This is a genomic window from Alishewanella agri BL06 (genome assembly GCF_000272005.1).
GTDB lineage: Bacteria > Pseudomonadota > Gammaproteobacteria > Enterobacterales > Alteromonadaceae > Alishewanella > Alishewanella agri.
The window spans coordinates 1-19,599 of sequence record NZ_AKKU01000010.1 but is presented as its reverse complement, the minus strand read 5'-3'; the positions used below and the strand labels follow the sequence as shown (position 1 = coordinate 19,599).

Sequence of the window (19,599 nt, the reverse complement as noted above, 5' to 3'; positions counted from 1 at the left end):
TTATTATGCCGTTTTTTTGCAATTTCAGCAGCCTTGGCGTTGCATAAAAATGCAAAAACGAAAAAGCGGCCTTAACAGCCGCTTTTAACAGGAGGGGACAACCGCACTAACTTAACGCTTGCTAACGTAATCGCGGGCGTTATAACCGGTGTAGAGCTGACGTGGCCGGCCGATCTTGTGGCCTTTATCTGACAGCATTTCGTCCCAGTGTGAAATCCAGCCAACAGTACGTGACATAGCGAAAATCACGGTGAACATACTGGTTGGAATACCAATGGCTTTTAAGATAATACCTGAGTAGAAATCGACGTTTGGATACAGTTTTTTCTCGATGAAGTACGGATCCGACAGCGCGATGCGCTCCAGCTCCATTGCTACATCCAGCAATGGATCCTTGATGTTCAGCTCGCTCAGTACTTCATGACAGGTTTCACGCATCACCTTAGCGCGTGGGTCAAAGTTCTTATAGACGCGGTGACCAAAGCCCATCAGACGGAAAGAGTCATTCTTATCTTTGGCACGGGCGACGAACTCTGGGATCCGCTCAACTGAACCGATTTGCTGCAACATCTTCAAACAGGCTTCGTTAGCGCCACCGTGCGCCGGGCCCCACAGTGAGGCGATACCGGCAGCGATACAAGCATAAGGGTTAGCACCTGATGAGCCGGCTAAACGTACGGTAGAAGTTGACGCGTTTTGCTCGTGGTCAGCATGCAACATAAAGATGCGGTCCATGGCCTTGGCCAGTACCGGGCTGACTTTGTACTCTTCGGCTGGCACTGAAAACATCATATGCAGGAAGTTTTCTGAGTAGCTCAGATCGTTACGTGGATAAACGAATGGTTGCCCCACAGTGTACTTGTACGCCATCGCCGCGATGGTCGGCAACTTGGCAATTAAACGATGCGCACTGCGTTTACGCTGCATCGGATCATTGATGTCTAAGTCCGAGTGGTAAAAAGATGACATTGCGCCTACCACACCACACAGCATCGCCATTGGGTGCGCATCAACACGGAAACCCTGAAAGAAAGCGGCGATTTTCTCATGCACCATAGTATGACGGGTGATGGTGTGCGTAAAATCTTCGTACTGCGCTTTATTTGGCAGTTCACCTTCTAACAACAGGTAGCAGGTTTCCAAATAGTTTGATTTATCAGCCAGTTGCTCAATCGGATAACCACGGTGTAGCAGTACGCCGTTGTCGCCGTCGATGTAAGTAATCTTCGATTCACAGGAGCCGGTAGCCATAAAGCCCGGGTCGAAAGTGAAGTAGCCCTGTGCCCCGAGAGTACGTACGTCGATTACGTCAGTGCCAGCCGTACCAGAATAGATGGGGAGCTCGAAGGTCTTACCATCAATCTGCACGATGGCCTTTTTATCTGCCATTGGATTTCTCCTATTGTTGTAGTATCGGATATTAGGGTTTGGGCTATTCTACTCGCAAACCACACCTGAAAGTCAATTCTAAAGACTAATCGTTGAATAAGTATTCGACTCTAGTCGTATTGCCCGCAGTGACGATTTATGTAAATTTCCACCTGCGGAATTTTCCGTGTAAAACCAAACAAAAATTGTAATAGCGGTTCATGAAATATATACTATTGGCGGCGTAAAAGCAGTTCACCTGACACCAGCTTTTTTGCTGAACCAGCTTCGGGCATAAAGAGTATATTGGCGTTGGGATGTCACTGGTTTTACAGCGACAATAATGACAACTACGCTCTACACGGGCATCGATGGGCAAGTAACTGTGAAAAAGCAAAGACCAATAAATCTCGATTTATCGACTATCTCTCTACCTGCGACTGCCAAAGCCTCCATCCTGCACCGGGTTACCGGTGTTGCAATGTTTTTCGCGCTGCTGTTTGTGATTTGGGCGTGGGCGATTTCATTGCAAAGTGCTGAGGGTTTTGACTACGTTAAGTCCTTGCTAAATTCACATTTAGCGAAATTTATCGCCTGGGGTACGATTACTGTACTGACCTACCACCTGCTGGGTGGCGTTCGCCATCTGATTATGGATATGGGCCATTGGGAGGAATTAGATTCCGGTAACCTGAGCGCCAAAATCACAATCGGCTTGTGGATTGTATTAGCAGTATTAGCAGGAGTATGGGTATGGTTCTGAATCAGGCTAGCCTGAAACGCGACGGCGTTCAGGATTACGTTTCGCTGCGTGCCACCGCTATTGTACTGGCACTGTACAGCTTATTTATCTTAGGTTTCTTCCTCTTTACCCCAGAGGTTACTTTCGAAGTATGGCAGGGGTTATTTGCCAATACACTGATGAAAGTCTTCACTTTACTCGCCCTGATCTCAATTGCCATCCACACCCGTATTGGTTTGTGGCAGGTACTGACTGACTACGTGAAATGCGCCAGACTGCGCGCCGTATTGCAGTTTGTCCTTTATGTGATTGCCTTCGGTTATGTGGCAGTGGGTTTATTTGTGTTGTGGGGTGCTTAAGTGACTATTCCAGTAAGAGAATTTGATGCCATCGTCATTGGTGCCGGTGGTGCAGGTATGCGTGCGGCGCTACAGATTACCCAGTCTGGTTTAACGTGCGCCTTATTGTCTAAAGTGTTTCCAACCCGTTCGCACACCGTGTCTGCCCAGGGCGGTATCACGGTAGCACTGGGTAACTCCCATGAAGATAACTGGGAATGGCACATGTTCGATACCGTTAAGGGTTCGGACTATATCGGTGACCAGGATGCCATTGAATACATGTGTAAAACCGGCCCGGAAGCCATTACCGAGCTGGAAAACATGGGCTTACCGTTCTCACGTTTTGAAAACGGCCGCGTTTATCAGCGTCCTTTCGGTGGTCAGTCAAAGAATTTCGGTGGTGAGCAAGCTGCCCGTACTGCCGCTGCTGCTGACCGTACCGGTCATGCTTTGTTGCACCTTTTATATCAGCAAAACGTTAAGAACCGCACTCAGGTGTTCTCCGAGTGGTATGCCTTAGATCTGGTGAAAAACCAGGATGGCGCTATCGTTGGTTGTACGGCGATTGATATTGAGACCGGCGAAATTGTCTATTTCAAAGCCAAAGCGACCGTGTTAGCGACCGGTGGTGCCGGCCGGATTTATGCTTCGACCACGAACGCCCACATTAATACCGGTGACGGTGTTGGTATGGCGCTGCGTGCTGGCGTGCCGCTGCAGGATATGGAAATGTGGCAATTCCACCCAACCGGTATTGCCGGTGCCGGTACCTTGGTAACCGAAGGTTGCCGTGGTGAAGGTGGCTATCTGCTGAATAAAGATGGCGAGCGCTTTATGGAGCGCTATGCACCAAACGCCAAAGATTTAGCCGGCCGTGACGTGGTAGCCCGCGCCATGATGACCGAAATCCGTGAAGGTCGCGGCTGTGATGGCCCTTGGGGCGTACACATCAAGCTGAAACTGGATCACTTAGGTGAAGAAGTGCTGGAAAGCCGTCTGCCAGGTATTTGTGAATTGTCACGTACTTTTGCGCACGTTGATCCGGTAAAAGAGCCAATTCCGGTTATTCCAACCTGTCACTATATGATGGGTGGTATTCCAACTAACGTCCACGGTCAGGTAGTGTCACCAAAAGCTGACGGTTCAGAGGCTATAGTTCCGGGTTTATTCGCCTGTGGTGAGATTGCTTGTGTGTCGGTACATGGTGCTAACCGCTTAGGTGGTAACTCGCTATTAGACTTAGTGGTATTTGGTCGCGCCACAGGTTTACACCTGGGCGAAGCGCTGGCCGCAACTGCTGAAGCCCGCGCCGCCTCCAAAGACGATATTGATGCCGCCTTAGCCCGCACCCGCCGCTGGGAAGACAGCAAACCAGGTCAGGGCGAAGATCCGGTACAAATTAAGAAAGACCTGCAAAACTGCATGCAGCTCAACTTCTCGGTATTCCGTGAAGGTGAAGCCATGGCTGAAGGTCTGCAACAGTTAAAAGAAATTCGCGAGCGGCTGAAGTTTGCCCGTCTGGATGATAAGAGCTCAGATTTCAATACCCAGCGTATCGAATGTTTAGAGCTGGACAACCTGATGGAAACGGCTTACTCAACAGCGGTAGCGGCGAACTTCCGTACCGAAAGCCGCGGTGCCCATGCCCGTTTCGACTTCCCGGATCGTGATGATGAAAACTGGTTATGCCACAGCGTTTACACACCGGATACTGAATCTATGTTTAAGCGTAAAGTGAATCTGGAACCGAAGTTCCGTGAAGCTTTCCCGCCAAAAGCACGTAAGTACTAAGAGGGGCCACAACGATGCAGAAGTTAGTATTTTCCATCTATCGTTATAACCCTGATGTCGACCAAGCGCCGCGCATGCAGGATTACACGCTGGATAACCCGGAAGGCCGGGATATGATGGTGCTGGATGCACTGTTAAAGTTAAAAGAGCAGGACCCAACTTTGTCGTTCCGCCGCAGCTGCCGTGAAGGGGTTTGCGGTTCAGACGGTCTGAACATGAACGGCAAAAACGGTCTGGCCTGTATCACGCCGTTATCTGCTGTCGGCCTAAAAGGCGGTAAGATTGTGCTGCGCCCGCTGCCAGGTTTACCGGTAATCCGTGACCTGGTGGTGGATATGAGCCAGTTCTATACCCAGTATGAGAAGGTAAAACCCTACCTGATCAACGACAGCAAGTTACCACCAGCCGGTGAGTTCCTGCAGTCGCCGGAAGAACGTGCTAAACTTGACGGCCTGTACGAATGTATTTTATGTGCTTGTTGTTCAACCTCTTGCCCGTCGTTCTGGTGGAACCCGGATAAGTTTATCGGCCCGGCTGGTTTGCTGCACGCGTACCGCTTCCTGGCTGACAGCCGCGATACTGCGACTGAACAACGCTTAAATGATTTAGATGACGCTTTTAGCGTGTTCCGCTGCCACGGTATTATGAACTGTGTCAACGTATGTCCAAAAGGGCTGAACCCGACCAAAGCTATCGGACAGATCAAATCGATGTTGTTAAACCGGGCGCTGTAATGCGCCCTTTTTTAGTATTTAACTGAAACTGTCCGCGCTGCATGCAGCACGGCAGTTTTTTTGCTACTTTTTCCAGGTGCTCAGAAATAAGGGAAACTAAATGCACGAAGGTGTAATGAAGGCGTGGTTAGAGTCTTCACATCTTGGCGGTGGTAACATGGCCTATGTGGATGAACTCTATGAATCCTACTTAGCAGAGCCCACCAGTGTTGGTGACGAATGGCGCGAATTCTTCGCCAAGTTACCAAAAATCGATGGGGTCGATCTCGAAACCCGGCATAGTGATGTCCGGCAACAGTTCGCTGAACTCGCTAAAAACAAACACCGTGAAGTGGTGGTGGTTAACAGCGGCAGCGGTGCCGACAGTCGTCAGGTTAAGGTACTGCAATTAATCAACTCCTATCGCTTCCGTGGTCACCAGCATGCCAATCTCGACCCACTCAACCTGTGGAAACAGCCGCGGGTACGTGATCTGGAGTTGTCGTTCCATGACTTGTCTGAAGCTGATTACGATACCGAGTTCCATGTTGGATCATTCGCTGCCGGTCAGGAAACGATGAAATTAGGCGATTTGCATAAAGCCCTGGAGCGCACTTACTGCGGCTCTATTGGCGCTGAGTATATGCATATCGTATCGACTGATGAAAAACGCTGGATCCAGCAACGTCTGGAAAGCATTCAGTCACAACCACGTTTTGATAAAGCCACCAAGCTACAGATTTTAAAAGGTCTGGTCGCTGCTGATGGCCTGGAAAAATATTTAGGTTCGAAATTCCCGGGTGCCAAGCGCTTTGGTCTGGAAGGTGGCGATGCCATGATCCCGATGCTCAAAGCGATGATCCACCGTGCCGGTGAGCAGGGCGCACAAGACTCTGTTATTGGTATGGCGCACCGTGGTCGCTTAAATACGCTGATTAACGTACTGGGTAAAAACCCGTCGAAGCTATTTGACGAGTTTGCCGGTAAATACGAAGTGGTCGGTGCCGGTGACGTGAAATACCATATGGGTTTCTCGTCTGACTTTGAAACCAAAGGCGGTATCGTCCATTTAGCTCTGGCGTTTAACCCGTCGCACCTGGAAATTGTTAACCCGGTCGTGCTGGGTTCAGTGCGTGCCCGCTTAGATCGCCGTGGTTGCACTGACGGCTCTTTGGCTCTGCCAATTACTATTCACGGTGACTCTGCGTTTGCCGGTCAGGGTGTGGTAGCCGAAACCTTTAACCTGTCGCAAACCCGTGCCTTTAAAGTCGGTGGCACCGTCCGCATCGTGATTAACAACCAGGTTGGTTTTACCACTTCTAACCCGGAAGACACGCGCTCTACACCTTACTGTACCGATATTGCTAAGATGGTACAGGCACCAATTTTCCACGTTAATGGTGATGATCCGGAAGCCGTGGTACTGGTGGCGCAACTGGCTGTTGATTACCGCAACACCTTTAAACGCGATGTAGTGATTGATCTGGTGTGTTACCGTCGTAATGGTCACAACGAAGCGGATGAGCCAAATGCAACTCAGCCGCTGATGTATCAAAAAATCAAGAAGCATCCGACACCGCGTGAAATCTATGCTGAGAAACTGCAGTTAGAAGGCATTGTTACAGCGGAAGAAGTAAAGGCGCTGATCGATGGTTACCGCGATGCCCTGGACAAAGGTGATTGCGTTGTTGAAGAATTACGGCCAATGGCTCCCACTTCTGTAGATTGGACGCCATACCTGAATAAAGATTGGGATAGTCCGTACGACGCCAGTGTACCAGTGGAGAAATTGGTCGCGCTGGGTGAAAAGGCGATCCAGGTACCAGCCGTTCATACACTGCAACGTCAGGTTGGTCGGGTTTACGAAGACCGCGCCCTGATGCTAAAAGGCGAGAAGAAAATCGACTGGGGCTTTGCTGAAATTCTGGCCTATGCTTCTACTGTTGCCGAAGGCAGCCGGGTACGGATTGTTGGTCAGGATTCTGGTCGTGGTACCTTCTTCCATCGCCATGCGGTACTGCACAGTCAAACTGATGCCAGTACCTACACACCGCTTGAACATATTGATGAAAAGCAGGGTGTGTTCCAGGTCTACGACTCGGCGCTGTCTGAAGAAGCAGTATTGGCCTTTGAATATGGTTATGCCACGGCAGAACCTCGCGCCATGGTGATCTGGGAAGGTCAGTTTGGTGACTTCGCCAACGGTGCCCAGGTGGTCATTGACCAGTTCTTAAGCTCAGGCGAGCAGAAGTGGGGCCGTCTCTGTGGTTTAACGTTGTTATTACCACACGGTTATGAAGGTCAGGGCCCGGAGCACTCTTCCGCCCGGTTAGAGCGTTTCCTGCAACTGTGTGCCGACCACAATATGCAAGTTTGTGTGCCAACCACACCGGCTCAGGTATTTAATATGCTGCGTCGGCAGATGGTGCGGCCAATGCGCCGGCCACTGATCGTGATGTCGCCAAAATCGTTACTGCGTCACCCACTGGCAACCTCTACGCTGGAAGAGCTGGCGTCAGGCGTCTACCATAATGTGATTGGTGAGATTGATGAGCTGAACCCGGCCGATGTGAAACGCGTGGTGTTCTGTAGCGGTAAGGTGTACTACGAACTGCTGGAAGAGCGGCGTAAGCGCGAGCAGAAAGACGTGGCAATTATCCGGGTTGAGCAACTGTATCCATTCCCGCATCAGGAAATGGCGCAAGCGCTGGCAGCCTATCAGCATGTGACTGATTTCGTCTGGTGTCAGGAAGAGCCGCAAAATCAGGGCGCCTGGTACTGCAGTCAGCATCACTTCTGGGCCGCTATTCCGCAAGGCGCTAAGCTGACGTATGCCGGTCGTGAAGCCTCGTCTTCACCGGCGGTTGGTTACCTGTCGGTACACAACAAGCAGCAGCAAGCGCTGGTAAATGACGCTCTGACCCTGAAATAAAACGCTTTGCAGCCCGCTGTGGCGGGCTGTTATAACTGATAAGACCAACCGTTAAAGGTGAAAAAGTGGAAATTAAAGTACCCGTATTACCGGAATCTGTTGCAGATGCAACTATCGCCACCTGGCACGTAAAAACCGGTGAAGCCGTAAGCCGTGATCAGGTATTAGTCGATATCGAAACGGACAAAGTTGTGCTGGAAGTCGTCGCTCAGGCCGATGGCGTGATGGGCGAGATCCTGCATGATGTTGGCGCCACTGTAACGGCTGAGCAAGTCATCGGTAAGATGTCTGCCGGTGGTGCGCCAGCTGCGAAAGCTGACGCACCAAAAGCTGAGGCCGCACCAGCCGCCACTGCGCCAGCTGCCAGCGATGACAGTGATGATGCGTTAAGCCCGTCAGTACGTCGTTTAATTGCCGAAAAAGGTCTGGATGCCAGCAAAATCAAAGGCACCGGCAAAAACGGCCGCGTTACCAAAGAAGACGTTGAGAAATTCTTAGCCGGCGCACCTGCTAAAGCCGCCGCGCCTGCCGCTGCTGCACCAGTGGTTGCTGCCGGTGATCGTAGCCAGAAACGCGTACCGATGACCCGTCTGCGTAAGACCATCGCGAACCGCTTACTGGAAGCGAAAAACTCTACCGCCATGTTAACGACGTTCAACGAAGTGAACATGAAGCCGATTATGGATCTGCGTAAGCAGTACCAGGACGTGTTTGAAAAGCGTCACGGTATCCGTTTAGGTTTTATGTCGTTCTATGTTAAAGCCGTGACCGAAGCGCTGAAACGCTTCCCGGAAGTGAATGCGGCGATCGATGGCGATGATATTGTTTATCACAACTACTTCGATGTCAGCATTGCGGTATCTACACCTCGTGGTCTGGTCACGCCAGTACTGCGTGACTGTGACAAGATGAACCTGGCCGAAATCGAAAAAGCCATTAAAGATCTGGCTATCAAAGGCCGTGATGGCAAACTGGCGATGGACGATCTGATGGGCGGTAACTTCACTATCACTAACGGTGGCGTGTTCGGCTCTCTGATGTCTACACCAATTATCAATCCACCACAGTCAGCTATTCTGGGTATGCACAAGATCCAGGACCGCGTGATGGTAGTCGACGGTAAGATGGAAATTCTGCCAATGATGTATCTGGCGCTGTCTTACGACCACCGTATCATCGATGGTAAAGAGTCTGTAGGTTTCCTGGTAACCATTAAAGAGTTACTGGAAGACCCAACCCGTATTCTGCTGGATATCTAAGCGGTAAGAGCGGATAAAATGCTGTGGTGCTAACCACAGCATTTTTAATTAAAGCAGGTTGGCTGTATAATTCGCGCCGACTAACAAGACGGGCTGCAGTTGCTGTAGCTTTCAATCACAAATGAACGGAAAATAGCCATGAATTTGCACGAGTATCAGGGTAAGCAACTGTTTGCCCAATATGGTTTGCCTGTATCTAAAGGCATCGCTGCAGCCACTGTAGAAGAAGCAGTAGCCGCAGCCGATCAGATCGGCGGCGATATGTTTGTTGTTAAGGCTCAGGTTCACGCTGGTGGCCGCGGTAAAGCGGGCGGCGTTAAGCTGGTCAAGAGCAAGGACGAAATTCGCGCCTTCGCAGAAAAATGGCTGGGTAAGAATCTGGTAACTTACCAGACAGACGAAAAAGGTCAGCCGGTTAGCCGTATTCTGGTAGAAACCTGTACTGATATCGCCAAAGAGCTGTATTTAGGTGCGGTAGTGGATCGTTCTTCACGCCGTATCGTGTTTATGGCCTCTACCGAAGGTGGCGTGGAAATTGAAAAAGTTGCCCACGAAACCCCGGAAAAAATCTTAAAAGCCACTGTTGACCCGCTGGTTGGCGCTCAGCCATACCAAGGCCGTGAACTGGCATTCAAACTGGGCCTGGAAGGCAAGCAAGTTAACCAGTTTGTTAAAATCTTCTTAGGTTTAGCTCAGCTGTTCCAGGATAAAGACCTGGCACTGTTAGAGGTCAACCCTCTGGTTATCACGCCTGCTGGCGATCTGCACTGTTTAGATGCCAAGCTGGTAATCGATGGTAACGCCTTATACCGTCACCCGGATTTAAAAGCGATGCAGGATCCTTCTCAGGAAGATCCACGTGAAGCGCATGCTGCTTCATGGGAACTGAACTATGTGGCTTTAGGTGGTGACATCGGTTGTATGGTTAACGGTGCCGGCTTAGCCATGGGTACCATGGACATCGTGAAATTACACGGTGGCCAGCCAGCTAACTTCCTCGACGTTGGCGGCGGCGCGACCAAAGAGCGCGTTGTAGAAGCATTCAAAATTATCCTGTCTGACGCTGCCGTTAAAGCAGTATTTATCAATATCTTCGGTGGTATCGTGCGTTGTGACATGATCGCTGAAGGTGTGATCGGCGCCGTAAAAGAAGTTGGCGTTAAAGTTCCGGTAGTCGTGCGGTTACAAGGTAACAACGCTGAACTGGGCGCGAAAGTACTGTCAGAAAGTGGCCTGAACATTATTGCTGATACCGACTTAACTGGCGCTGCCCAGAAAGTGGTTGCAGCTGCGGCCAAGGCATAAGGGGTAAGCAATGAGCGTTTTAATTAACAAAGACACCAAAGTAATTTGTCAGGGTTTCACTGGCGCCCAGGGTACTTTTCACTCTGAGCAAGCTATTGCTTACGGTACTAAGATGGTTGGCGGTGTAACGCCAGGTAAAGGCGGTCAAACGCATTTAGGTCTGCCAGTGTTTAACACGGTAAAAGAAGCGGTTGATGCCACTGGCGCCGAAGCTTCTGTGATCTATGTACCAGCACCATTCTGTAAGGATTCCATCCTGGAAGCCGCTAACGCCGGTATCAAACTGATCGTCTGTATCACTGAAGGTATCCCGACGTTAGATATGCTGGATGCCAAAGTAAAATGTGACGAATTAGGCGTACGCTTAATCGGCCCGAACTGCCCGGGCGTAATCACACCGGGTGAATGTAAGATTGGTATTATGCCAGGCCACATTCACAAGCCAGGTAAAGTCGGTATCGTGTCACGTTCAGGCACCCTGACTTATGAAGCCGTTAAGCAAACCACGGATTACGGTTTTGGTCAGTCTACCTGTGTTGGTATCGGTGGCGACCCAATCCCGGGTTCTAACTTTATCGATATCCTGAAGTTATTCCAGGAAGATCCACAAACTGAAGCTATCGTGATGATCGGTGAAATCGGTGGTTCTGCGGAAGAAGAAGCCGCAGCTTACATCAAAGCCCACGTCACTAAGCCAGTGGTATCTTACATTGCCGGTGTCACTGCACCTGCTGGTAAGCGCATGGGCCATGCTGGCGCCATCATCTCTGGTGGTAAAGGTACTGCCGATGAGAAGTTTGCTGCGTTAGAAGACGCCGGTGTAAAAACCGTGAAGAGCTTAGCCGATATCGGTAAAGCCCTGAAAGAGCTGACTGGCTGGTAAGCTGAAGCTACGAAGAAAAACCCGCTTTTAAAGCGGGTTTTTTACAAATTAACGATAGCCGAGGATTTGACGTAGACCTGGTGCAGCGTAATCAACAATCTGCTTTTGTATGTCAGGTAATTCCTTCGGGAATTCCATTTTAATACCAGCCAGATTATCACGGTAGGTACCGGACTGTGCGGGATCAGCGCCAATTCGAATACGTTCCTTCCAATCTTCTGGTAGTTTTTCGAGTCCAAGAATACTTAATAGATCCCGGAAAAACGCATCTGCTTCTGGCGTGTCCAGCTGTTTAACGTGTTGCAACAACTCTTCAAATCTTACTAATTTACAGCCGGTACCCAGCCAGGCTACTGCGTTATGTGTAAAGACCTCCTGTAGAGTAGGGGCGAGTCCATAGATACCAAAGATCATTAAATTTAATATCTCTTCGACACTTATGCGGCCGCTGCGAATCACATCCGTTTTGCCGATAAAGTTATCTGACATAAAAAAGCGGGCGCGTGCGATAACCCAATCATAAGGGTCTCTGACTAGAACTAATTTTCTAGTTTCGCGTAATACCATTGCCGAGACATCACTGTAAATTAAATGACCCCAGCTTAGCTCTGGATTCTTCGGATTAAAGGCTTGCTGATGTTGTTGTAGCTCCGGCAATTGAATAAAGCTTTTCGTATAGTGCTGGTCAACCGGCACAAACATCCGGAAAATATTTCGAATCAGATGTGTTCCGCATTTTGGTACGGAGTTCAAAAAAACGTTATGTTGGAGTCGTTGTTGAGCGAACTTAGCGTTAAATTCATCCAACGTATCAGGCTTTGCAATAATACGCGCCATATTGTCCTCAGTTTTGACATAGTGTCAGTCTAAATGCAGCAATAAAACCGGTTTTTTCAAAGTAAAATGCCGACCAAAGTCGGCATTTTTATCTGGATCTAACTACGTAAACTTAGAACGAGTAAGTTAAATCAACGAACACCCTACGACCGATAAAATCATACTGGCTATAGAATGCTGAAGTTCCGATCCTGCTAGTATAATTCGGGACGTTACTTAACTTCGGTGGTTCGGTATCAAACAAGTTAGAAACACCGGCTGTTACACGGAAGCCTTGTTTACTAAAGTCATAGGTACCGGACAATGAGTGATAGAACATAGTAGGAGTTGATAAATCGATATCAACTTCCTCTTCCCAATAAGTGATTGTATCTTTACCATTTAATGCTCGATAACGGTCTTGAAGAGATGATTGACCCACTAGACGTGTAGTCCAGTTTACTGACAAATCACCCTGAGTCCAGCCCAGATTCAGGTTACCAACATGACGTGGTCTACCTAGCCAACCAGCGCGATTCTCACGCGGGCTACTTGCTAATAATTGCTGAGCAGCCTCTATTTGAATGGTATGATTATAGTTCGCAAAGAACGTACCAAAATCTGTATCGACATCATAGTTAAAGATTAAGTCGATACCACGGTTATACTGGGTAGCGATGTTCAGATAATTAAGGCGAATATTTTCTACCCGACCTAAATTGTCGCGGTTAAACAGGTTGCACAGTGGTTCTGTTGCAAACTCTGTTGAGTTATAGCAACCAGAAACAACCTGACCCGCTGTTAATTGTGTCACCTCTCCTTTGATTTCGATATCGAAGTAGTCAGCGCTCACACTAAATCGTGTCCACTCAGGTGTATAAACGAAACCGACAGTGCGTGCAGTAGACGTCTCTGCTACCAGCTCACCGAGCCCTCCACCCGCAAAAGCATTATTACTGGTTGCTGGTGGTCTGAAATCTGGTGCGATACCGTCAGCTGCACAGTTGTCAGCTACCAATTGTGTAATACGACCATTCGCTAGTGCTGTACCCCAGTTAGCACAAGGGTCGGCAATACGTGGGAACGACTCCTGATCATTGAGGAATAACTCATATAACGCTGGGGAGCGGAAAGAAGTGCCTTGAGAGGCTCGAACCCGGAAACCGTGTCCCAGATCCCAGTTCACACCTACTTTATATGTTGTATCACTACCCGAAGTGGAGACATCAGTGTAGCGGGCTGATAACTCCAGATCTAAGCGTTCGACTAAGGTTAAGTCCTTTAATACCGGTAGTTGCAGTTCAGCAAACATCGCCTTAGTGGTGGATTTACCGGCAGTGATACCTGCAGATGAACTACCCCAGGCATTACGTGCCAGTGTGACAGAGCCGGGTGTATCAAGAATTTCATCGCGCTGATGCTGAGCACCAAATGCTGCACCCATCATACCAGCTGGCAACTCCATCACTTCACCGCTGATAAGCGCTTCTATGGTTTGTTGCTTATAGATAGTATTACCGGTTTCATCACCAAAAAGAAAAGCGCGTTGTTCAGGTGTGAATTGACCATTTAAGAAGTTTGGATCTAACCATGGTAAATCGATACAGGCAGCCTTACGGACTGAGGTTACCGAACCAACACAAGACTCAGTAATAAATTCCTGAGAGCGGATGGAGTCATTAAAAATGACCTTACTGAAATAATCACCATCACTGCGGCTGCTCTGGAAGTTTAAGTCCCAGTTCCACTCACCGATATAGCCTTCGGCACCTACTACAAAACGGCGGTAATCAACGGTAATGATATCTTGGTCATGATCGGTAATGGGTGTGGAGCTTAAACCCTGTGCTCCAGTCCAGCCCGGACTTAAGGTGCTATCCGGTAATACGCCAGCACCATCATTTGTATAGTGGAATAAGTTCCAGAACTGGCGATAACCCTTGCTAATCGTTTCACGTCGGTTAAATAACGCTTCTGCATACAAGGTTGTGCGATCGGTCAGCCACAACTCACCCTGTGCAAATACGGTTTTGGTATCGCGCTCGGGTACTAGGGTAGATAATGATTGGAATGGGTGGCTTGAATTTGTCAGACCAGCACTTAGCCGGTCATAACTGACCGGATACCAGCCAGCAGGTACCCGTAGGTGCGCCGGATTATTTGGATCGGCAGTAAACGGCGGTAAAAACTGTGCCAAGCTGCCATCATAGTCATACTGCATCAATGTCGAAGCACCACCACCGTTTGGCACGTTGGTGCTGCCGTCTTCTGCAAGGTACGCATAGTCATATACCCATACATGACCAGCAGGTAAATCATTACAATGGAATGAGCCGGTGCGCGGATCAATTACGTCACGCCGCTCACGGGTGTTTGTGTCGAAATAATATCCTTCGGCACAATCGAAGAAGTTACGGTCCCCCCGTTCTAATTCACTGTCTTTACGATAGTCAGCTACCAGGCGTACTGAGCCCTTGCTAAATGTACGACCAATGCTGCCGCTGATACGCAGTGTTTCGCCACCATTGTCGAATGGCTGGCTAACGTTAACGTTCAGGACGCTCTCGTCACCTTTTTTGGTAATGATGTTTACTACACCAGCAACAGCGTCAGAGCCGTATAAAGAAGAAGCACCGTCTTTCAGTATTTCAACACGATCTACTGCCGCAAGCGGCATAATATTCAGATCGAAAGCAGAAACCGAGCCGCGGGTACCAGCAGGGCCGATCCGACGACCATTTAACAGTACTAATGTACGATTTGCACCCAGGCCACGTAACGAGACAGTTTCAACACCGATACCACCCTCAGAAATTGCCGAAGAGGTCGCAGAAGTGATCTGATTAGCGCCAGCGGCGACTGTTGAGCTACGTAATAAATCGCCCAGGGTGCTTAAACCCTGTGAAACCGCAACATCAGCATTGAGCACTTCTACCGGAGACGCTCTGTCTAAACCATCGGTACGGATTCGCGAGCCGAGAACTGAAATACGCTCCGTTCCGCGAGTGTTTGCTTGTTCTTCTTGTTCGGTTTCTTGAGCTGAAACGGAAAACAACGATCCGGCTAGCAGACCACTGACCGCAAGAGCCAAGGGGGTGAGACTTAGTTTATTCATCGAATGATTCCCTGGGTTACTTTTATTATTGGTCAGTAATGACGCAAGTACGTTATTACATTGATTATTTATATCAGTGATTGAAACTAAATTACAATGTTTAATTTGGCGATTTTCAGTATAGTTACTGCTCAATGTTACACGTTTTCCTATTTTGGGTAAATGGGTGTTATTTTATTTTGAATGTGTTTTAACGCAGTCAATTTAACTGTGCACATCATAGGACAAGAATGAGTATTAAAAGTGATCTAAAAAAACTCAGTGGTCTAGAGAGACGATGGCTTAGTGTCTTCTTATTAATTATTCTTGTCAGTACTTTCTGGTTCAGTGCCAGCGGAACAGACTGGCAGAGTTGGCAGTCAATCACGTTAAACTGGCTGATCAGCCCGCTGAGTGCAATCAGTGGTGTGCTTTGCGTCGTGATGGTGGCCAAAGGCTTACTGTCAAACTGGATTTGGGGCCTAATCAGCGCCAGCAGTTACGGCCTGATTGCCTGGACCTCCGGCTATTATGGTGACTGGTTATTAAATTGGTTTTATTTTTTACCGGCACAATTCTTTATTTATTATAGCTGGCGCCATCAGTTACACAGTGAAACCCGGCAGGTCCGGGTGCGGCGTCTCGGTTGGCATTGGCTATGGGTGTTGGTCGTTGTAGGGGTTGGTGTTACCGCTTTGGCGCAAATGCTCAACGGCCTGGATGGCTTTATCAGCGACGCGCTAAAGCGCAACTCGGCGGTCTATGAGAGCCTGCAGACGTTGACGGGTTTTGGCCTGAGCGGCCCCTTACTGGATGCCAGCACGGTGGTACTGCAAATTACCGCACAATTATTAATGATCCGGATGTTTGCGGCGCAGTGGCCATTCTGGATAGCCACCAATGTGCTGACCATCTTTGCCTGGAGTTTGGTCTTGCTGACCACACCCGACTCAGCGCCTTATGCGGTTCCTACCTTATTAATGTGGATCGCCTTTTTAATTAATTCAGTATATGGTGCCGTCAGCTGGCATCGCGGAGCGAAAGCAGCGTGAACAGAGTAGGGGTTTTCCCGGGTAAATTTTTACCGCCACACCGTGGTCATCTGACCGCCATTTTACGCGCCCATGCGCTTTGTGATGAACTTTATGTGGTGATCAGTGAACGGCCGCAGGAAGATGGTGAGCTCTGCGCCCAGGCCGGTATTCCTTATATCGATGGCGTACTGCGCCAACGCTGGTTATCGCAGGAGCTGCAGGGGTTGGGTATTAAGGTGCTGTTACAACAGGAAGGACAGATTCCGCCTTTTCCACAAGGGTGGGGCGAGTATGCGGCCTTATTACGGCAAAGTGTACCGGTGCCGTTTCAGCTGATCTTTGGTGGTGAAGAAAGCTACCGCACTGGTCATCAGCAGCATTTTCCGGATATTCAGTATCAGGTGTTGGATCCACAGCGGACCCAGTGGCCGATTAGTGGCACTGAGATCCGCAACCACCCCTATTTACACTGGGATTATATTGCTGGTGCCGCGCGGCCATTTTTTGCCCGCAAGGTGTTGATAACCGGTCCGGAGTCCTGTGGTAAAACCACCTTAACCCGTAAGCTGGCAAAGGTGTATTGCACCTCCTGGTCAGAAGAGCTGGGGCGGGATTATCAGGAAGAAGTGGTCGGCGGTAATGGCGATTTATTTAACCTGGAAGATTTTAATCGTATTACCCACCTGCAGTATGAGCAGGATTATCAGGCGCTGCGCAGTGCCAACAAAGTCTGTTTTTTTGATACCGATGCGGTGGTAACGGCCTTTTTTAGTCAGGTGTTTTTAGGCCAGTTGGCCAGCCGTATCGAAAGCTTTATCGACCCCAACAAGTATGACTTGATTATCGCACTGGAGCCAACGGTGCCCTGGGTGGCGGATGGTATGCGAGAACTGGGCGATCCCGGTGTGCGGCAACAAAGTTTTGAACGTTTGCTGGCGCTTTATCAGCAGTATGGTTTCCCGGCGGAGCGGATCCTGCGGGTCAGTTCAGCTAATTATTATGAACGGCTTGAGGCTTGTATCGGCGCCGTTGACGCTTTGTTGGCCGCTAGGTAGCCGTGGGGCGAAAATCTCAGTAGGCATTGCAGCCAGATATAGCCAGCGGGCTTTTCGCTGCTATAATGCCGCATCATTTACGTCTTCGTTTTATAGGATTATGCAGTTTATGTCGGACGTCGCGAATCGCCCAACTAACTTTATCCGGCAAATTATTGATGCCGATCTGGCCAGTGGCAAACATCACAGTGTGCAAACCCGTTTTCCGCCCGAGCCAAACGGTTATTTGCATATCGGTCATGCGAAATCGATTTGTTTAAACTTTGGCATTGCCGAAGACTATCAGGGCCAGTGTAATCTGCGCTTTGACGACACCAACCCGGAAAAAGAAAACGTTGAGTTTGTGGAATCGATTCAGCGCGACGTGAACTGGCTGGGCTTTCAGTGGTCAGGTGCCGTACGTTACTCTTCTGATTATTTTGAGCAGCTGTATGGTTATGCGGTTGAGCTGATCAACAAAGGCCTGGCCTATGTTTGCTTCCTGAATGCGGAGCAAATGCGTGAGTATCGCGGTAATCTGACCCAGCCTGGCAAACCCAGCCCATACCGCGACACCAGCCCGGCAGAGAATCTGGCGCTGTTTGAAAAAATGCGTGCCGGTGGTTTTAAAGAGGGGGAATGTTCCCTGCGCGCAAAAATTGATATGGCCTCCAGCTTTATCTGTATGCGGGACCCGGTGATTTACCGGATTAAATTTGCCCATCACCATCAAACCGGTGATAACTGGTGCATTTACCCGATGTACGATTTTACGCATTGTATTTCGGACGCGCTGGAAGGTATTACGCACTCGCTGTGTACGCTGGAGTTCCAGGATAACCGCCGTCTTTATGACTGGATCCTGGATAACATCACCATTCCTTGTCACCCGCAGCAAATCGAATTTTCGCGCTTGAATCTGGAATTTGCGGTGATGAGTAAGCGTAAGCTGCAAACTCTGGTTGAGCAACAGCTGGTCAGTGGCTGGGATGATCCGCGGATGCCGACCATTGCCGGTTTGCGCCGTCGCGGCTACACGCCATCGGCGATCCGTGAATTTGCCAAGCGCATTGGTATTACCAAACAAGATAACGTCATTGAGATGAGCGCGCTGGAAGCCTGTATCCGGGAAGATCTGGATGCGACAGCACCGCGGGCCATGGCAGTACTGGATCCAATCAAAGTGACTATTACCAACTATCCGGCCGACAAGCTGGAGTGGTTAACTGCGCCGAACCATCCAAAAGAAGATATGGGTGAGCGTAAACTACCATTTGGCCGTGAGCTCTATATTGACCGTGCTGACTTCCGGGAAGAAGCCAACAAAAAGTATAAGCGGCTGGTGTTAGGTGGCGATGTGCGGCTGCGCAATGCTTATGTGATCCATGCCGATGAAGTGATTAAAAACGAGCAGGGCGAAGTGGTCGCGCTGAACTGTACTTATCTGCCGGAAACCCTGGGGGAAAACCCGGCTGATGGTCGTAAAGTTCGCGGCGTGATTCATTGGGTTGAACAAAGTCAGGCGCTGCCAGCCGAGTTCCGGGTGTATGACCGTCTGTTCAGCGTGGCCAATCCGGCGGCGGAAGAAGACTTTATCAGCACGGTAAATCCTAACTCGCTGGTTGTGAAGCACGGCTTTGCCGAACCCTCGCTGCAAACCGCCGTAGCGGAAAAAGCTTATCAGTTTGAGCGCGAGGGCTATTACTGCGCTGATAACAAGGACTCAAAGCCAACTAAGCTGGTATTTAACCGCACCGTCGGCTTGCGTGATAGCTGGGGTAAAGACGAAGAGTAAGCTGCGTTAAAGGCGGCAGGCGCAGGCCTGCCGCTACCTCTGTTGTTTTATCAATAGCTATTTTGGCAACTGTTATTTCTTTAACAGCATGCCAACCCCGATAATGGCGGCAATAGCACCACCTACTAAAAACCAAATGGCATTATCAGTGGGGTTGCCAGTAACCATTTCGGTTACCTGTGACGCTGTGGAGTTGTACTCGGTATAGCCAAAGTACAATAGGATGGCACCTGCCACCAGTAAAGCCAGTCCGATTATCTTATTCATCACATTCTCCTGTTGTGTTGTGGCATTAAAAGCAGTTAACTTTAGGCAGCTAGGGCGTGTTGACGTTTGCTGCTTAGATTTTGTTCGCACTGGCGGCGTTCTGATCGCGAAACGAGGAGCGCAGTGTAGTTATTCTAAATAAGTGACGAGTGCCAAAGAGCAAAGCGCCGCCAGCGCGAACCCTTTCGGGCAGCGTTTGGCTGGCGTTTCTACTGCGTTATCGCT

Annotated in this window: 14 protein-coding genes and 1 pseudogene; 11 read left to right on the top strand and 4 right to left on the bottom strand. The window is 49.5% G+C overall.

Annotation, left to right across the window (positions count from 1 at the left end; translation table 11 throughout):
- Positions 1-111: 111 nt before the first annotated feature.
- Positions 112-1,389, bottom strand: coding sequence for a citrate synthase (gene gltA, locus AGRI_RS03965; RefSeq protein ID WP_008983716.1), 1,278 nt, complete (start codon positions 1,387-1,389; stop codon positions 112-114).
- A 364-nt stretch (positions 1,390-1,753) separates the two neighbouring features.
- On the opposite strand from gltA, the gene sdhC reads away from it, so the two are divergent.
- The 8 genes and pseudogenes from sdhC (at position 1,754) to sucD (ending at position 11,334) form a co-directional block, all read left to right on the top strand.
- A complete protein-coding gene (gene sdhC / locus AGRI_RS03960) occupies positions 1,754-2,131 on the top strand; it encodes a succinate dehydrogenase, cytochrome b556 subunit (protein ID WP_156411334.1) in 378 nt (125 codons plus the stop codon).
- Positions 2,122-2,469, top strand: a complete 348-nt coding sequence (sdhD, locus tag AGRI_RS03955) for a succinate dehydrogenase, hydrophobic membrane anchor protein (protein ID WP_008983714.1) — start codon at positions 2,122-2,124, stop codon at positions 2,467-2,469. The genes sdhC and sdhD overlap by 10 nt, the downstream gene beginning before the upstream one ends.
- Positions 2,470-4,242 carry a succinate dehydrogenase flavoprotein subunit gene (gene sdhA / locus AGRI_RS03950; RefSeq protein ID WP_008983713.1) on the top strand — a complete coding sequence of 591 codons (1,773 nt, stop codon included), beginning with the start codon at positions 2,470-2,472 and terminating at the stop codon, positions 4,240-4,242.
- A gap of 14 nt (positions 4,243-4,256) precedes the next feature.
- Entirely contained in the window at positions 4,257-4,976 is a 720-nt protein-coding gene (locus AGRI_RS03945) for a succinate dehydrogenase iron-sulfur subunit (RefSeq protein ID WP_008608256.1), read from the top strand.
- 100 nt (positions 4,977-5,076) lie between these two features.
- Complete coding sequence (locus tag AGRI_RS03940) at positions 5,077-7,887, top strand: 2-oxoglutarate dehydrogenase E1 component (RefSeq protein WP_008983712.1); 2,811 nt, start codon at positions 5,077-5,079, stop codon at positions 7,885-7,887.
- 62 nt (positions 7,888-7,949) lie between these two features.
- Positions 7,950-9,146, top strand: a pseudogene (gene odhB / locus AGRI_RS03935) (2-oxoglutarate dehydrogenase complex dihydrolipoyllysine-residue succinyltransferase); the annotation flags it as partial.
- A gap of 138 nt (positions 9,147-9,284) precedes the next feature.
- A complete protein-coding gene (gene sucC, locus AGRI_RS03930) occupies positions 9,285-10,451 on the top strand; it encodes an ADP-forming succinate--CoA ligase subunit beta (RefSeq protein ID WP_008983710.1) in 1,167 nt (388 codons plus the stop codon).
- Positions 10,452-10,461: 10 nt separating this feature from the next.
- Positions 10,462-11,334 carry a succinate--CoA ligase subunit alpha gene (gene sucD, locus AGRI_RS03925; RefSeq protein WP_008951868.1) on the top strand — a complete coding sequence of 291 codons (873 nt, stop codon included), beginning with the start codon at positions 10,462-10,464 and terminating at the stop codon, positions 11,332-11,334.
- A 48-nt stretch (positions 11,335-11,382) separates the two neighbouring features.
- On the opposite strand, the gene AGRI_RS03920 is transcribed toward sucD, so the two are convergent.
- Positions 11,383-12,171 (bottom strand): hypothetical protein, encoded by a 789-nt coding sequence (locus AGRI_RS03920; RefSeq protein WP_008983709.1) that lies wholly within the window; start codon positions 12,169-12,171, stop codon positions 11,383-11,385.
- 112 nt (positions 12,172-12,283) lie between these two features.
- On the bottom strand, positions 12,284-15,265 hold the full coding sequence (locus AGRI_RS03915; protein ID WP_008983708.1) for a TonB-dependent receptor domain-containing protein: 2,982 nt from the start codon (positions 15,263-15,265) through the stop codon (positions 12,284-12,286).
- A gap of 230 nt (positions 15,266-15,495) precedes the next feature.
- Here AGRI_RS03915 and pnuC point away from each other — a divergent pair, with 230 nt between their 5' ends.
- From pnuC to glnS, 3 genes are all read left to right on the top strand, one after another.
- Positions 15,496-16,296 (top strand): nicotinamide riboside transporter PnuC, encoded by an 801-nt coding sequence (pnuC, locus tag AGRI_RS03910; protein WP_008983707.1) that lies wholly within the window; start codon positions 15,496-15,498, stop codon positions 16,294-16,296.
- Positions 16,293-17,333: a multifunctional transcriptional regulator/nicotinamide-nucleotide adenylyltransferase/ribosylnicotinamide kinase NadR gene (gene nadR, locus AGRI_RS03905; protein ID WP_008983706.1), complete on the top strand. Its 1,041-nt coding sequence runs from the start codon at positions 16,293-16,295 to the stop codon at positions 17,331-17,333. The genes pnuC and nadR overlap by 4 nt, the downstream gene beginning before the upstream one ends.
- A gap of 109 nt (positions 17,334-17,442) precedes the next feature.
- The gene (gene glnS / locus AGRI_RS03900) at positions 17,443-19,107 is read left to right on the top strand and encodes a glutamine--tRNA ligase (RefSeq protein ID WP_008983705.1); all 1,665 of its coding nucleotides are present in this window, start codon (positions 17,443-17,445) and stop codon (positions 19,105-19,107) included.
- Positions 19,108-19,179: 72 nt separating this feature from the next.
- Here the strand turns inward: glnS and AGRI_RS03895 are convergent, their stop codons facing one another.
- Complete coding sequence (locus AGRI_RS03895; RefSeq protein ID WP_008983704.1) at positions 19,180-19,374, bottom strand: DUF3185 family protein; 195 nt, start codon at positions 19,372-19,374, stop codon at positions 19,180-19,182.
- Positions 19,375-19,599 lie beyond the last annotated feature (225 nt).

What these genes read in the sequence shown, in the direction of transcription:
- AGRI_RS03915 (WP_008983708.1), bottom strand. Translation starts at nt 15,265, where the DNA reads ATGAATAAACTAAGTCTCACCCCCTTGGCTCTTGCGGTCAGTGGTCTG.
- sucC (WP_008983710.1), top strand. Translation starts at nt 9,285, where the DNA reads ATGAATTTGCACGAGTATCAGGGTAAGCAACTGTTTGCCCAATATGGT.
- AGRI_RS03895 (WP_008983704.1), bottom strand. Translation starts at nt 19,374, where the DNA reads ATGAATAAGATAATCGGACTGGCTTTACTGGTGGCAGGTGCCATCCTA.
- gltA (WP_008983716.1), bottom strand. Translation starts at nt 1,389, where the DNA reads ATGGCAGATAAAAAGGCCATCGTGCAGATTGATGGTAAGACCTTCGAG.
- AGRI_RS03920 (WP_008983709.1), bottom strand. Translation starts at nt 12,171, where the DNA reads ATGGCGCGTATTATTGCAAAGCCTGATACGTTGGATGAATTTAACGCT.
- glnS (WP_008983705.1), top strand. Translation starts at nt 17,443, where the DNA reads ATGTCGGACGTCGCGAATCGCCCAACTAACTTTATCCGGCAAATTATT.
- AGRI_RS03945 (WP_008608256.1), top strand. Translation starts at nt 4,257, where the DNA reads ATGCAGAAGTTAGTATTTTCCATCTATCGTTATAACCCTGATGTCGAC.
- AGRI_RS03940 (WP_008983712.1), top strand. Translation starts at nt 5,077, where the DNA reads ATGCACGAAGGTGTAATGAAGGCGTGGTTAGAGTCTTCACATCTTGGC.
- sdhD (WP_008983714.1), top strand. Translation starts at nt 2,122, where the DNA reads ATGGTTCTGAATCAGGCTAGCCTGAAACGCGACGGCGTTCAGGATTAC.
- sucD (WP_008951868.1), top strand. Translation starts at nt 10,462, where the DNA reads ATGAGCGTTTTAATTAACAAAGACACCAAAGTAATTTGTCAGGGTTTC.
- pnuC (WP_008983707.1), top strand. Translation starts at nt 15,496, where the DNA reads ATGAGTATTAAAAGTGATCTAAAAAAACTCAGTGGTCTAGAGAGACGA.